This window comes from Planctomycetota bacterium (assembly GCA_035384565.1).
Taxonomy (GTDB): Bacteria; Planctomycetota; PUPC01; order DSUN01; family DSUN01; genus DAOOIT01.
Map to the genome: position 1 here is coordinate 105,423 of DAOOIT010000010.1, position 15,910 is coordinate 121,332.

Here is a 15,910-nt window from a genome sequence, read left to right on the forward strand (position 1 = left end):
CACGATCTCAGTTTCGGGCATGCCTCTTTCTCCTTTGCTGGCAGGGGGTGGTGCTACAAGGCTTGGCCCCGAAGGCATTTTCTTTCGGACGGGGCCGGCGTGAAGGCGCCCGCTCGTGGTGCGGGTTTGCGCCCGTATGCATACGGCCTGAAGGCCGCACTACGAGCCAAGCTACCGAGTGCCGGCAGCCCGTAATCCGCTGATATGTCGTGACTTGCGGAGAAGGGTGAGGGTGCAGCGGCCGTCTACCGACAGCCGTTGGGCCAGCGTGTCCGCGGCTGACCCTTTGGCCAGGCGATGAGCGATTCAGCGCCCGACCACGAGTTTAGTATACCACAGCTTTTCTAGTGTGTCAAGTCCAGCACTCAACTTTTTTGCGCGGGCATGACCTCCCGCGGGTTGGCACCCGCGCGAGGCTGGCTGGCGGAGGTCAGGGGCCTATGGCTGGCGCTGGCGGATGCGCTCGAGGATCTTCTCGACCTCGGCCTTCTCGGGGAGGTCGGGGTCGAGGCGGAGCGCCAGGAGCAGATGGCGCGCGGCGCTGGCGCGCAGGTTGCGCTTGAAGTAGATCATGCCCAGGTGGTAGTGCACCTCGGCGCTGCCGGGCATGCCGTCGGCGGCCTGGCGGGCGAGCTCGAGGGCCTTGTCGTAGCGCTCGGTGATGTAGAAGACCCAGCCCAGGGTGTCGCGGATGGCGGCGCCGGCCGCGCTGTCGAGGTCGGTGAGGTTGGCGGCCTTGGTGGCCAGCTCCTCGGCGGCCTTGAGGTCCTTGGTCTCCACGGCGTAGAGCCAGGCGAGGTTGTTGAGGGCGATGGGGTTGTTGCCGTCCTGCTTGAGGATGCGCTTGTAGAGCTCGATGGCTTCGGGGACCTTCTTCTGGCGCTGGAGGACGGTGGCGAGGCTGAGCTGGAGGCCGACGTCGTCGCGCTTTCTGTTCAGGAGGGTGCGGAAGATGGAGGCGGCGGCTTCGAGGTTGTTGCCCTGGATGTGATGGCTGGCCAGGCGCAGGAGGGCGGGCTCGTAGTCGGGGGCGGCCTGGACCATGCGCTGGTAGGTTTCGATGCACTTGGGGCTGTCGCCCATCCGCTCGTAGATGCTGGCGAGGAGGTGGAGGACGGCGAGGTTGTTGGGCAGGTCCTTGAGGAGTCTGTTGTAGGCGTCGCGCGCGAGGGTGAGCCAGTTGGCGTCGGCGTAGAGGGCGGCCTGGTTGAGCGCGTTGGCGGTGAGGCGCGCGGCGTCGCCGCCGGCCGAGAGGGTGTCGGCCAGTTTGCGATAGGCGGCCTGGACGTCGGGGCCGAGTTCCGCCTCGTCGAGCGCTTTGCGGGCCTCGGCCGGCTTGCCGGCGGCCAGGCAGGCGTTGGCGAAGAGCGAGGAGAGGCGCGCGTTCTTGGGAGCGAGGCGCAGGGCCGTTTGGAAGGTTTCGACGGCGTCGATCAGGCGGCCCTTGAGCTGGAGGACCGTGCCGCGCAGGACCAGGAACATGAGGTCGTTCTCGCGGGCCTGGAGGGCGCGGTCGGCGATGTCGAGGGCGGTGTCGAGGTTGTCCTTGTGCACGTAGAGGGCGGCGAGGTCCAGAGCGCCGGGGGCGGTGGGCCCGGCGGCGCGGACAAGGATCTCGAGCTCGACCTGGGCCTTGTCAATCTCGCCCAGGCGCTTGTAGAAGGCGATGAGCGAGGCGCGGGCGGGGGCGAGGTCGGGCGACTGCTTGATCAGGTCGGTGAGCTGGTCAATGGCGGGTTGGCGCTGGCCGGCCTCGAAGAGCGACTGGGCGATGCCGATGCGGGCGCGGTAGTCGTTGGGCCGGTCCTTGAGCATGCGGGTGTATTCGGCGATGGCCTCGTCGTACTTTTTCTGGATGAAGCGGATGGCCGCGATCTCGAACCGCACGTCCACGTCGGAGGGGTTGACTTCGGCGGCCTGCTCGCAGTATTCGAGTGCGAGGTCGAGGCGGTTGGTGTCGCGGTAGGCGCGCGAGAGGGCGAGGAGGGCGGGGGAGTAGGTGGCGTCAATGGCGAGGGCCTCGCGGAAGTGCTCGATGGCCTCGCGCAGGTTGCCCTTGAGGCGGAGGGCCTCGCCGAGGCCCATGTGGGCGGGGATGCTCTTGGGGCTGGCGGCCACGGCCTCGCGGTAGCGGCTGATGGCGCGGTCGGTCTTGCCGTCGAGGAGGTCGAGCTCGGCGAGCTGGAGGTAGGGCAGGTCGCCCTTGGGCACGGCCTTGCTCTCGGCGATGCGGGAGAGGGTGGCGCGGGCCTCCTCGAGCTTCTTCTCGGCGAGCTGGCAGGAGGCGAGGAGGGCCAGGGCGCGGGGGTTGTTCTCCTCGATCTTCAGCGCCCGATGGGCCTGCTGGGTGGCGAGGTCCACCTGGGTGGTGCGCAGGAAATAGGCGCCGAGCTGGAGCACGGGCTCGACAGCCTTGGGGTCGATCTCGGCCGCCAGCTCGAATTGCTTCCGCGCCTCCTGGAACTGGCCGATCTCGATGAGACGCTTGCCGAGGCGCACGCGGTGGCGATAGTCCTTCTGCGCGACGTCGACGAGTTTGCGGAGGGTGGCGATCTCCTTCTCGGGCCGGCCGGTGGCCAGGTAGACGTTGGCGAGCACGGTGTAGGCGAAGGTGTTGTCGGGGGCGAGCTTGACGAGGAGGTTGCAGTTCTCCTCGGCCTGGTCGTGCCAGCCGTGCGCGCCGTAGAAGATGATGCGGGTGAGCGCGTCGGACACGGCGCGCGAGCGGGCCTTGTCCTCGGCGAAGTTCTCGAGGAAGCTCACGTAGGCGTCGCGGATGACCTCGGGCAGGTAGGTGGCCTGGCGCAGCAGGGTGCGCGCGTTGGTCACGTCGCCCTGGCCGAGGTAGATGTTGAGGGTCTGGAGGGCGATGAGCGGGTCCTGGGGCTTCTGGGCGTCGGCCTGGGAGATGCTGGCGAGGGCGGCGCGGTGGTCGCCGCGGAGCTGGAGCGCCGCCGCGGCGCCGGCGAGCGACGAGGGCGGCGCGATGTCGTTCTGCACGGCCTTCTCGAAGAGCTTCACGGCCTCCTCGTAGCGGCCCAGGTACACCTGGATGATGGCGGCCTCGTAGGCCGCGGCCAGTTTGGGGTCCTCCTTGAGCGCCGTCTCGAACTCGGCCAGGGCGCCCGCCCAGTTCTGGTCGGCAATGTAGAGGCGGGCCAGGAACACGCGCGCGTCGAGGGCCTTCGCGTTGAGGCTGAGGGCCGCCTTGGCGGCCTCGACGGCCCGCTCCTTCTCGCCCTTGGCCAGGTGCAGCTCGGCCATGGCCAGGTGCACGTTGGCGCGCTCGGATTCGTTCTTGAGGAGCTGGGTGAGCTCGGCCTCGGCCTTGTCGAACTTGCGCTGGGCGAGGTAGAGCTTGGCCAGGCTGTAGCGCGGCTTGGTCTGGGTGGGGTCCTCCTCGATGCAGCGCTGGAGCTGCTCCTGGGCCAGGTCGAGCTCGCGGAGCTGCACGTGCACGGCGGCGAGGTTCATGCGGGCGCCGGGGTGCTTCTCGCGGAGGCTGAGGACGTTTTCGAACTGGGCCTTGGCGCCGTCGAAGCGGCCGCGGCGCATGTAGGCGAGGCCGAGGAGGAAGTGCACGTCCACGTTCTTCGGCTCGACCTCGAGGGCGGTGCGGCAGTGGTCAATGGCCTCGTCCACCTTGCCCTTGGCGAGCTTGATGCCGGCCAGCACCTGGTGGGCGCGGGCGGCGCCGGGGTCAATGTCGAGCATCTTGGCAAACTGCTGCTCGGCGCGCTCGTTCTCGCCCTTGTGCAGGTAGGCGATGCCGAGCAGGCGGTAGACCTCGATGTTGCGGGAGTCGAAGTGCAGGGCGTCCACGAGAGTGGTGATGGCGCCGTCGGGGTAGCCGTTCTGGAGGTGGGCGCTGGCGAGCACGAGGCGCGCGGTGGTGAAGCGGGCGTCGAGCTTCACCACGGTGTTCAGTTCCTCGATGGCGTCGCGCAGGCGGTCCTTCATCAGCAGGCAGCGGGCGAGCCAGAAGTGCGAGGGCAGGTGCTTGGGCATGCCGCTGGCGGCGAACTGGAGCTCCTGGATCGCGGCGTCGAGCTTCTTGAGCTGCATGTAGACGCAGCCGCGGATGAAGTTGGCATAGGGGTTCTTGTTGGTGAGGCGGATGGCCTCGTTGGCGTCGGCCAGGGCTTCTTCGTACTTCTGAAGGTCCAGGTAGATCTCGGCGCGGCGCAGCATGGCTTCGATCTGGGTCTTCTTCTCGGTGAGGACCTCGGTGAGGACCTTGACGGCTCCCTCGTTGTCGCCGTCGGCCCGGCGGATGGCGGCGATGATGAGCTTGGGCTCGTGGAGCTGGGGGTTGATCTTCAGGAGCTCGTTGCAGCGCCGCTCGGCGTCCTTGAAGCGCCGCAGGCCGAAGAGGGTGCGGATCTCGTCGAGGCGCGTCGAGACGTCGTTGGGGTCGATCTCCAGCACCTTGGAGCAGTAGAGGAGCACCTGGTCGTACATGTCCCGTTCTTTGTCGGGCTCGCCGCTGTCGCGGTAGACGTCGGCCTTGTGCTTGGCGAGGCGCGCGAGGAGCTCGAAGCTCTCCTTGGCCTTCGGCTGGCGCTGCTCGAGGGTCTTGGCGGCGCTCTCGGCCTTCTCGAGGAATTCGCGGGCCTGCTCGAGGTTGCCGCGGCCGCGCTCGCGCTGGTCGAGCTCGAGGTAGGAGCCGCTCAGCTCGCTCAGGGCGTCTTCGCTGTTGGGCACGATCTGCACGGCCTGCTGGAGCGCGTCAACGGCCTTGTCGAACTCGGAGATCCTGGCGTGGGACTTGCCGAGATACAGGTGGGCCTCTCCGTTGCGCGGGTTGCGGCGGAGGGCGATGTTGAGTTCGGCGATGGCCTCGTTGTACTTGCCGCTCTTGTAGAGGATGCGCCCGCGCCGCAGGTTGGCGTCCTCGCGCTCGTCCTCGCCCAGGGCCGGCCGAGGCCCCCAGGCGGCCGCCGCCACCGCGCAGAGCGCCGCGAGCCGACCCAGAAACAGCGAAACGCTGTGCCGCATGAACCAGTCTCCTCTCTCGTTGCCTTCATCCGGCTTCGGCCGACGGGCCGGGCCGGGATTCCGCGCCGGGGTGCCTAGGGGGTTCTGCTATCTTCCTCCGCGTCCTCACGCACCAGGCCGTGGAGACGCATCTTCTTGAACAGCGTGGTCCGGTCAATGGCCAGCATGGCGGCCGTGGGCTGCCGCCGCCAGTTGTGGATTCGCAGCGCGTGCTCGATGATGTCGCGTTCCGCGCGCAACAGGGCCTCCTTGAGGGGCAGCGGCTCGGGGCTGCCCTTGCCGGTGATCGTGGCCGGCAGGTCGCCCACGCCGAGTTCCCCTTCCTTGCGGAGCACCACGGCGGCCTCCAGGGCGTTCTCGAGCTCGCGCACGTTGCCCGGCCACTGGTACTGCTTGAGCCGCAGCATCGCCTCGGGCGAGATGCCGGTGACCGAGCAGCGGTTCTGGCGCGCGTAGAGGCGCAGGAAGTGTTCGGCCAGCAGCGGAATGTCGCCCACCCGCTCGCGCAGCGGGGGCATGTGAATCGGCACCACGTTCACGCGGTAGAAGAGGTCCTTGCGGAAATTGCCGTCCTCGACCTCCTGCCGCAGGTCGTAGTTGGTGGCGAGGATGAAGCGCACGTCGAGCGACACGGTTTCGGTGCCGCCGACGCGTTCGAACTCGCGCTCCTGGATGGCGCGCAGGAGCTTGACCTGGAGGCTGGGGCTGGCCGTGTTGATCTCGTCGAGGAAGATGGTGCCGCCGTGGGCGAGCTCGAACTTGCCGATCTTGTCGCTGATGGCGCCGGTGAACGAGCCCTCCACGTGGCCGAACAGCTCGCTCTCGAGCAGGGTCTCGGGCAGGGCGCCGCAGCTCACCTCGACGAAGGGGCCGTTGCGGCGCGAGGAGTTGTAGTGGATGGCGCGCGCGATGAGCGTCTTGCCCGTGCCGCTCTCGCCCGTGATCATCACGGTCGTCTTCGTGTCGGCGATGGCCTCGATGATCTCGAAGATCTTCTGAATCTTGGGGTCCTGCCCCACGAAGTTGGCGAACTTCGGCCGCATGCCCAGCCGCTGGCGCAGGTAGCGGTTCTCCTCGGTCAGGCGCTTCTGCTCCATCACCCGCCGCGCGATCATCTTGATGTCGTCGTCGGCCACGGGCTTCTGCACGTAGTCGTACGCGCCTTGCTTGATGGCCTGGACCGCCGTCTGCACCTCGCCGAAGCCCGTGATCAGCACCACGCGCGTCTCCGGGTACTTCAGGTTGACCTCGCGCAGAAGGTCGAACCCGCTGATCTCGGGCATGTTGATGTCGGTGAAGATGATGTCGAACGTGTGCGACGCCAGCGAGCGCAACGCGTCGTGTCCGCTGTGGGCCGTCTGGACGTCGTAGCCTTCGAGCCGGAGCAGCTCGGAGACGGACTCGCGGATCAGAAAATCATCGTCCACGACCAGGACGCTGCCTTCGGCCATGACATGATCCCTTCCACGCCCCATTCCCACGGCCGCCGCCTGTGCCTACGAGCGGCGGACCCCCTGACCGAGCGGGCGGGACCCGACGGCGGGTCGCCCTCAGAACCTCGCGGCTCCCGGATACATCGTCCCGCACGGCACCGCCACCGTGAACACGGTGCCGCGACCGGGTTTGCTGACGACCTCTATGCGGCCGCGCAAGCGGTCCACCACCTCGCGGCACACGGCCAACCCGAGTCCCATCCCCTTGCCGGGCGGCTTGGTGGTGAAGAACGGCGTGAACAGACGCTCCAGCACCTGCGGCGGCATGCCGCACCCCGTGTCCGCCACGCGGACCACCACGGCGCCGTCCACCCAGCGCGACGTCACCGAGAGGGTGCCGCCGCCGGCGGCCATCGCGTCGAGCGCGTTCGACACCAGATTCGTGAACACCTGGAAGAGGCCCATGCCCCCGGGCACCGGCGGCATGCCGTCGGCCAGATCGAGCTCCACCCGAACGCTGCGCTCGTGGGCCTTGCCCTCCAGGAGCGCCAGCGCCTGGCGTATGAGGTCGTTCACCTGGGCCGGCGCCTCCGAAGCCCGAGCGCCGTGCGAGAGGCCGACCAGGCCATCCACGATCCCGCTGAGCCGCTCGAGCCCCTGTTTGCTGGCCAGCAGGTACCGCTGGCGGCACTCCTCGGGGCTGTGGTCCGCCAGCGTGAGGTTAATGAAACGCAGCGCCCCGTCAAGCGGGTTGCGAAGCTCGTGAGCCAGCTTCGAGATCAACTCCTGCTGCACTCTGCGCCAGACCTCCACCTGCTCGACGCGTCGGAGCGCGATAGCCAACTCATCGGCCAGGGCGACCGCCACCCGCAAATGCTGCTCGGAGAACGGACGGCGGTCGCCGCGGTCGGCCACGCTCAGCACGCCCAGGAGGGCCCCGTCAACCTGCACCGGCACGCACAGGAACGACCCCGTGGCGTAGCGGGCCGACTTCCGGGGGATGAATCGCCCGTCGCGCGCGATGTCCTCCACCCGCAGTGGCTCGCGGCGCAGTGCCACATGCCCGGCCACCCCCTGGCCCACCGGCAGCCGCTGCCCCTGGATGCCCGCCGGACAGGCGCCGTACACCCCGGCCACGACCAACTCGGCGGCCTGCCGTTCGTGGAGAAGCAAGGACCCTTTTTCGGCCTCCAAGCCCTTGACGCACTCGGCCAGGCCCGCATCGAGCAACTCACGAAGGTCCGCGGCGGCGTGGAACACGCGGGCGGCATCGCTCACGCGGGTCAGCAGATCCAGCTCCTGGCTCAGCTCGCGCAGGTGGGCCTCCATCTCTCGGACGTCGCCCGCCCTCGCCTCGAGCACCCGCAGCTTCGCCAGTAACGCGCGGCGGTCCAGTTCCTGGCAGGATGAACAGCCGGCCGCCACCGGTGCGGCAGGGGCCGATGCAAGTCCGTCGCCCTCTGAGGACGCGACAACCGGCTTGGTGGCCATCTCACGCATAGCCTTCCGGTCCCGGAGACACAAGGTGGTGCGCCAGGAACGAACTCCCTCGCTGTTGTGGTTCACTGCAAACAGAGTGCCATTGCCGCAAATGGAGCCGTGCTACGCATGGTGGTCCATAACTGTCAACAGCCCAGTATCTTACGTCTTGCCCCTGAATGGACGATGCATGATGATGATTGTCAACAGTTCCTGGCGGAATGTACACGTTCATCAACATGGCAGGCCATTGTGATATGCAAGTTATGAAGCCACAACCAGATATGCAAGTTCAACCATTTAGGACCGATGTCCAGTATTTCAGACAGTTCCCGCCCCTTGCGCTCTCGGTCGAGCTCCCCGTGCGGCGCTACCCCGGATCAGTCATCCTGGTGGCGGCCGAAGTCAATGTGATGTTTCTTGAGCAGTTCGTAGAAGTGGGCTCTGGACATGCCCGCGGCCTTGGCCGCGGCGGCCACGTTGCCCTCGTAGCGGGCCAGGAAGGTCTGGACGTACTGCTTCTCGAAGATCGTCTTGGCGGCGCGGAACGGCAGGTCGGTGGCCTCGGGCGGGGGAACGGCGCCAGGCTTGCGGGGCAGGAGTTCCTGCGGCAGATGCTCGGGCCGCACTTCGCCTCCGCCGCAGAGGATGACGGCCCGTTCGATGACGTTCTCCAGCTCACGCACGTTGCCGGGCCACTCGTAGCTGCACAGGAGCGATAGGGCCTCACGCGACGCGGTGCAGCTTGGCCTGCCCGAGCGGGCGAGCTTCTGGAGGAAGTGCTGCACCAGCACGGGAATATCGGCGGCCCGCTCGCGCAAGGGCGGGAGGAAAATCGGGAAGACGTTCAGGCGGTAGAAGAGGTCGTGGCGGAAGAGGTTCTTGTCCACCAGGTCCTTCAGGTTGCGGTTGGTGGCGGCGACGACGCGGACGTCCACCCGCAGGTCCTCCACGCCGCCCACGCGGCGGAAAGAGCCTGTCTCGAGCACGCGCAGCAGCTTGACCTGGAGCGGCACGCTCATCTCGCTCACTTCATCCAGGAAGAGCGTGCCGTGGTCGGCGAGCTTGAAGACGCCCTCCTTGCGGGCGATGGCCCCCGTGAACGAGCCCTTTTCGTGGCCGAAGAGCTCGCTCTCGAGCAGGGTCTCGGGGATGGCGCCGCAGTGCACGGGGATGAACGGGCCGCTGCGCCGCGAGCTCTTCTCGTGGATGGCCGTGGCCACCAGTTCCTTGCCCGTGCCGCTGCTGCCCTGGATGAGCACGGTGGAATGGGTATCGGCGACCTTGAGGATGAGGTCGAAGATGGGCAGCATGGAGCTCGACTGCCCGATGATGTTGGGGAACAGTTCGCGCGGGGAGGCGCCGCCCGGCGCGGCCGGGGGCGCGGCGGTACGGGCCTCGCGTTGCATCCGGCGGTGCTCGATCGAGCGCCGGATGACGTGGAGCATCTCGTCCACGTCGAAGGGCTTCTTGAAGTAGTCGTCGGCGCCGCGCCGGATGAGGTCCACCGCCTGCCGCACCGAGGAGTGGCCGGTCATGACGATCACGGCGGTGTCGGGGTAGCGCGCCCTCACGTAGTCGAGCACCTCCACCCCATCCACCTCCGGCATCAGGATGTCGGTGAGCACCACATCAATCGGTCGGGCGTCGAGCCTCTGGCGGGCGATGCCGCCGTGGGGGGCCCACTGGACCTCGTACCCCTCCTGCTCGAGGAACGTGGTGAGGAAATCCTGCATGCTCTCGTCGTCCTCGACGATCAGGATGCTGGGCTTGGGTTTGGCCATGAGCTCGCCTCAGAGGGTGGGCTCGAACCGGGGCGGCGGGCGCCGGCGCCCGCCTCGCCGAAGGTCAGCCCACGGGGAACTGGACGGTGAAAGTGGTGCCGAGTCCTAGCTTGCTCTCCACGTCAATGCGGCCGTTGTGGAAGTCCACGATCCGTTTCGCCACGGCCAGGCCGAGGCCTGTGCCCTGGCCCGCGGGCTTGGTGGTGAAGAAGGGTTCGAAGATGCGCGCCATGTCCTCGGGCGCGATGCCTGTCCCCGTATCGGCGAAGGCGACCTCGACGGCCGGCTCGGGGCGCTCGCCGGCGGCCGGGAGCAGGCGGGTGGTGATGGTGAGCGTGCCGCCGTCGGGCATGGCGTCGAGGGCGTTCGTGATGAGGTTGGCGAAGAGCTGGCGCAGATGGTTGGCCGAGGCCAGGATCGGAGGCAGATGGTCAGCGTAGCAGCGCTCGATGCGCACTTTCTGCGCCGAGAGCCCATGCCGCACCATCTCGAGGGTCTCGTCCACCAGAATGCCCAGGTGGGCGCGCTGCTTCACCGTGTCGGTCTTGCGGGCGAAGCCGAGCAGGTCGTTGACGGTTTCGGTGATGCGGGCGCAATCGGCGCGGATCTTGCCCAGTTGCTCGCGCAGGAAGTCGGCGTCCGGCGGCCCGCTCAGGCGCAGCAGCATCTGCGCCCGGCCCGAGATGGCGCCCAGCGGGTTGTTGATCTGGTGCGCCACGCCCGCGGCGAGCTGGCCAATCGAGGCGAGCTTCTCGGAGTGGAACAGCTCCTCCTGAAGGCGCTGCTGCTCGGTGATGTCGCGCGCGATGACGAGCACGCCGACCAACTGCTCGCCGCCCCCCACGATGGGCGATGCGGTGAGCGAGAGAGTGGCCTCCTTGCGATCCCGGCGCACCCAGGTGGTTTCCACGCTGGTGGACGTCTCGCCCTCGACGGCGAGGGCCAGCACGCGGGCGAGCTGGCTGCGGGCCGCCTCGCCGCTGGCGAGCGAGCAGATGTTCTTGCCGAGCGTGTCCACGCGGGCGTGGCCGAGGATCTGCTCGGCGCCGTGGTTCCACGAGCGGATCCGGTACTCGAGGTCCACCGTGATGATGGCGTCGCCGGCCGTCTCCAGCAGGCTCTCGAGACGCTGGCGGACCTCGTTGGCCTCGCGCGTGCGCTCGCGCACCGTGTCTTCGAGCCGCGCGGACAGGGTCTTGAGCTCGCTGTAGAGTCGGGCGTTGACGACGGCGCTGGCCAGGTGGTCGCTCACGTGCTGGAGGAGGTCCAGGTCGCTCGCGTCGAAGGCGCCCGGGTTGCGGCTCGCGAGCGCGACGGCCCCGACGGCGGCCTGCTTCGAGACGAGGGGCAGGAGGAGGAGCGAGCAGAAGCCGTCCCGGCCCAGTGTCGCGAGGTCGCGAGGCAGGGTCTCGCGGCGCAGGTCGGCCACGAGACGCGGCTGGTTGCCGTGGAAGCTCTCGCAGAGCGCCGACTCTGCCAGGGGCACCCGGACGGGCGAGGGCCACAGGGCGTCCGCGCCAGGGGTCAGGGGGTACACCCGCGAGGCATCGCCGGCCGGCTCGCGCAGCACGGCCGCCGCGAGGTCGAAGTCGGCCAGCGTCCGCAGCGCGCCGGCCGCCGCCCGCAGCACCTCGTGAAGGTCGAGGCTCGCGCTGAACGAGCCTGAAAGCTCGTTGACGTAGGCGAGACGCAGCGTGCGCTGGCGCACGGAGAGGCCGAGTCGGCGGCGCGCCAGCGCCTGGCGCAGACGCTCGCGCAGGTCCGCGGCGCGCAGGGGCTTCCGCAGGTAGTCGCAGGCGCCGGCGCGCAGGGCCTCCACGACCGCCGCCGCCGTGCCATCTTGCGATATCACCACCACCACCGCCTGGGGGGCCTCGCGCTTGACGCGGGCCGTGAACTCGCCGGGCCCCAGGCCGAGCGCATCCACGTCGGCCAGCACCAGATCGAAGGCGCCGCCGCGCACGCGGACCACCAGGTCGTCGGCCCCGTCGCACACCAGGGCGTTGCACCCCTCGGCGGCTAACTCGTCCCGGGCCATGGCGGCCGCCTCCGCGCTCAGCCCGACGAGGCCGGCGCAAGGGCAGTCCCCCCACGATATGGACTGCTTGTGGGACGCTGCGGCCGTGCGAGGCGTAGCTCTCGGCGTTTGGGATTCTTCTGGCTCACAAGGCATCGCAGCATCGCCCTAAGAGCGGGGCCGAGGTCGCAGGCTCTGGCCGGAGGTGCAGGCGCGGGCGGGCGGCGGCGTGCGGCGACGAGGCATATGCGAGCATCACCCCTATCGGGCCACCAGCACCACCAGCGCGAGGGCGGCTAGACCTGCAACAGCTTGCCGGTTCGCAGCGCGACGACAAGGCCGTTGAAGGCATCGCTATCGAACTTCTGCCCGCTCTCGGCATTGAGGCCCATGAGCACCTGCTTGACGGCCTCCGAGGAGTGGGGCGGCTTGCCCAGGGCGCTCAGGCGCCGGTCGAACTCGTCGGCCACGGCCACGATGCGAGCGGCGCGGGGGATCTGGTGGCCCACGAGGTGATTCGGGCCGCCGCTGCCGTCCAGGCGCTCGAGGTGGGCCTCCACCGCAGCGGCCACCTCCTCCATGCCGTCAATCTTGCGCAGCATCTTCGCGCCCAGGACCGCGTAGTCGTAGCGGTTCTCCTCGCGCTCGAAGGCGCCCTCGGGCGCGCCGAAGTGGCCGATGCTGTGGAGCAACGCGGCGAGCTCGATCAGGTGCGCCTCGGCCGGCGGCACGTCAATGGTCTGGCAGATGGCCACGGCGCACGCGTGCACGCGCTCGCTGTGGCCCTCGCTGGCCGTGGGCGAGGCCTGCTCGTGGGCCGAGATGAGCGTGCGGAACACCGAAAGCAGCTTCCGGCGGCTCGCCTCGTGCGCCTGGATGGCCTCGGTGGCCACCGCGGCCTGGAGCGCCATGGCCGTGGCCAGCCGCAGATGCTCGTCGGTGAACACGTGGCCCGGCGTCGCGCTGTGCAGGTAGAGCACGCCCTCGAGCTGCTCGTGGGCCAGCAGCGGCGCGCAGATCACCGACCGAATGCCGCTCATGACCACGCTGGACGCGCCCGAGAACCGCGCGTCGGTGCCCGCGTCGCTCACGAGCAGCGCGCGCCGGTGCTGGAGCGCGCGCCGCACGATCGTCGAGGAGATTGTCAGCTCGTGGCGCTCGACACGCCGCGAATGGGCCACCGGCACCAGCTTGCCTCGCTCGCGGATGAAGACGAACGCGGCGTCGGCCCCCGTGGCCGGCAGCGCGATATCGCAGACCTTCTTCATCATGGTCTTCACGTCGAACGCCGAGCTGGCCGCCTTGGCGACGTCGTAGAGGACGGCGTAATGGACGTTCTGGTCGGCCGCGGCCGCGCCCTCCACCAGCTCTGTCTGGGCGTCCAGTTGCAGCTCCACCGTGGCGCCGATGTCCTCCTCGCCGCTCGTAAACTGCGGCTCGTCAGCCGGCCGAGCGCCGGGCTCTTCGAACACGATGAAGGTGGACCCGATGCGCACAAGGTCTCCCACGCGCAGCAACGCCTCTTCGTGTTTCTTCAGGCGTTCGTCGTTGAGGTACGTGCCGTTGCGGCTCCCCAGGTCGCGGATGAAGAACATGTCGCCCACGGAGAACACTTCGGCGTGCTGGCGCGACGCCGCGGTGTCGAGAATCTGCACGGGGCCCTCACGGCCCAGGTTCACCACCTCCGACGACAAGGGGTAAAGTTTTCCCTGCGCCGGGCCGTTCTTGATCCGCAACTGGGGCATGGGAGGTTCCTTGTGGCACGAAGAAGACGGCAACCCGGCGGCGAAGCACACCGCCCCAATGCGGAAAATGATACCGCGCGACTCTCGCGCTGTCAAGCCTTCTCGGACCCGCCGTGCGCGCTGCATGCGTTTCTGTTGCCGCAGTCGGCGGCAGTGGGGGGCAGGCGCGCCCAGGCGGCGTCGGCAGTTCGCCGTGGCTCAGCTCTCACGCGCGGGGCGCCGTCGCCCTTCCGGAGCGGCGTCCGCCCGGCGCGACCCGCAGGTCCTGCACTCAGAAGGCCAGGGATAGGGGTCGCAACGCCCGGGTTGCACAGGATGTAGAGAGTAGTGAGGCGGGGTCCGCGTCATCGGCGGGCAGAGCTCGGCCGGCTGCCGGCCGCACCGCAGCGGCAGCAGTGGCGGCGCTCCGGGACGGGCACGATGGACCTCGGCTCTTCACTCGCTGCCTGCTTCGAACCGAAGATCCTCCTCCCAGGCGAGCTTGTCGGTGACGCTCAGGAAGAACTGGGGCCCGTCAATCTCGACAACGATCTCGTTCCTGCCACGTCTCAGGTTCGCCGGCAACCGCTCCTTGCCGGCGTGGAAGCCTGTCCATGCGGTGCCCTGGTCGTGGAGTTTGACGCCATTGAGCCATACCGTGGCGATGCCGATGCCCGTGTTGACGAAGGCATCTCGCGCCCTGGCGCACTCGATGGCAGCCACAGCCTGCACGAGCCCCTTGCCTGCAACCTGGTGGACCCGTAGGCCGAAGCCGTTGCGTCGCACCTGTTCCCACCAGTCCTCGGCCGAGGGCTGCGACGCCGGAGGGGGATCAGGCAGGTGGTAGGTCTTCCACGAGGCATCGGGCGCGAGCTGCCGCACAACAGCTTCGGTGAGGCGTTGGGGCTTCTGGTGCGCATCGAGCGGCGCGAGGCGCATCTTCCACTCGCGCACGACGCCCGGGAAGAGCGCGGGGCGGAACTCCCGCGGCAGCGGCACGTCGTGGTGGCCCAGGGCATCGAGGATCGAGCGGGCGATCAGGCTCTGGCCGAGATAGTTGGGGTGGATGCCGTCGTCGGCCATCAGTTCCCGGCCCTCGCGGCGTGCTGCCTGCATCAGCGTATTGTTCTCCGCGACGGGATAGCCCTCGTCAGCGGCGACCTTGCGGATAACCTCGATGTACTGCCCCAGAGCGGCGTCGGCGGCCGCGGCTCTCGCCTGGGCCGCGGCGTCGACGCCCTTGCCCGCGTTGATGATGCAGGGCGTCACGAGCACCATCGAGCCGCCCTGGGCCTTCACCTTGGCCGAGACCTCGCGCAGGGCCTTCTCATACTCGGTCGGCGGTACGCCGCGGAGCGCATCGTTTGTGCCGGCGCAGAAGGTCACGAGTGTGGGCCGGAAGACGAGCACGGTTTTCTCGACGCGGGCGGCCATTTGGGGTGCCGTGTCGCTGGCCACGCCGGCGCAAATGACCACGGGCGCGGGCCGGCCCGCCGCGCGCAGCGCCTGCACGAGGAGCTGCGGATACGTGCAGCCATCGGTGATCGAGTCGCCCAGGCACACGATGCGGAGCATGCGCTGGGATGGCTCGGGGCAACTGCCCCGAGGCGCGCAGGCGACGACAACCGCAGCCGCGATGACTAGCATGATGTGCGGGTATCCGGGCACGGGCGCCTCCTTCGGTCGCGGGCACCATGGGGGAGAGTGATTGCATAGTTGTTCAAGTATGCAATTCCTTTTCCGGGCCGTGTGCTGCCACGATTGCCAGCAAGCGAGCGTGCAAAGGTGTCGCACCGTCGGAGGGCTCGCCATCGGCTAACCGACGCAGGATCTGGAGACGACGGAGGTTGGTAAACGCGGTCGCTGCGTGGAACACCGTGGCGCGAGCTTCGAGCGGGGGGGGCTGCGTGCGCTTCTCGGGTGCCACCGGCACCGCGGGGGCATTGCCCTTTGCGCGACGGGGCAGGGAGGGCATCCCTGAGCCATGCGAGCACCTGGCCGCTGAATGCCGTGTCGCGGTAGGGAGAGCGCGCGATGCAGAAGCAGCGCAGGCCGGAGCGCCGCCGCATGATGAGGCCCGCTCCGGTGAGACGCGCAAGGTGAGCCGACACGAGATCGAGGCGCATTCCAAGGGCTTGCGCCAGTTGGGAGGGGGTGGCCTCCCGAGTGCCCAGCAGATGCGCCAGAAGACGCAAGCGGGCCTGGCACGCAACCGTGCGCAGCACGCGAACAATCACCTCGTCCATCTCACAGCCCTCCAAAGAGCTTGCATAGTTGAACAACTATGCAATTTGCTTCTCCACCGCCCTCGTGCGCTGCCTGAACGCAGAAGGGCTCGAATGGTGACCTGGCGCCTCTGCGGCAGCGGAGCCCCTTGCTTAGTTGAACAAGTATGCAATCTTCTCTTCACACCACAACTACTAGCACTACAACGCTAGAAGACATTGAAGCACTTCCTGAGTTGGGACAACTTGA

At 68.4% G+C, this 15,910-nt stretch carries 7 protein-coding genes; all 7 read right to left on the reverse strand.

The window, feature by feature from the left end; all coding sequences use genetic code 11:
* Positions 1-438 precede the first annotated feature (438 nt).
* Positions 439-4,998 (reverse strand): tetratricopeptide repeat protein, encoded by a 4,560-nt coding sequence (locus tag PLE19_05825; protein ID HPD14446.1) that lies wholly within the window; start codon positions 4,996-4,998, stop codon positions 439-441.
* A gap of 74 nt (positions 4,999-5,072) precedes the next feature.
* Positions 5,073-6,449 carry a sigma-54 dependent transcriptional regulator gene (locus PLE19_05830; GenBank protein HPD14447.1) on the reverse strand — a complete coding sequence of 459 codons (1,377 nt, stop codon included), beginning with the start codon at positions 6,447-6,449 and terminating at the stop codon, positions 5,073-5,075.
* A 99-nt stretch (positions 6,450-6,548) separates the two neighbouring features.
* On the reverse strand, positions 6,549-7,922 hold the full coding sequence (locus PLE19_05835; protein ID HPD14448.1) for a GAF domain-containing sensor histidine kinase: 1,374 nt from the start codon (positions 7,920-7,922) through the stop codon (positions 6,549-6,551).
* 368 nt (positions 7,923-8,290) lie between these two features.
* The gene (locus PLE19_05840; GenBank protein HPD14449.1) at positions 8,291-9,694 is read right to left on the reverse strand and encodes a sigma-54 dependent transcriptional regulator; all 1,404 of its coding nucleotides are present in this window, start codon (positions 9,692-9,694) and stop codon (positions 8,291-8,293) included.
* A 64-nt stretch (positions 9,695-9,758) separates the two neighbouring features.
* Positions 9,759-11,732: an ATP-binding protein gene (locus PLE19_05845; GenBank protein HPD14450.1), complete on the reverse strand. Its 1,974-nt coding sequence runs from the start codon at positions 11,730-11,732 to the stop codon at positions 9,759-9,761.
* 275 nt (positions 11,733-12,007) lie between these two features.
* Positions 12,008-13,456, reverse strand: coding sequence for a GAF domain-containing protein (locus tag PLE19_05850; protein ID HPD14451.1), 1,449 nt, complete (start codon positions 13,454-13,456; stop codon positions 12,008-12,010).
* Positions 13,457-13,891: 435 nt separating this feature from the next.
* Positions 13,892-15,103 (reverse strand): SGNH/GDSL hydrolase family protein, encoded by a 1,212-nt coding sequence (locus tag PLE19_05855; protein ID HPD14452.1) that lies wholly within the window; start codon positions 15,101-15,103, stop codon positions 13,892-13,894.
* Between the last annotated feature and the right edge of the window lie 807 nt (positions 15,104-15,910).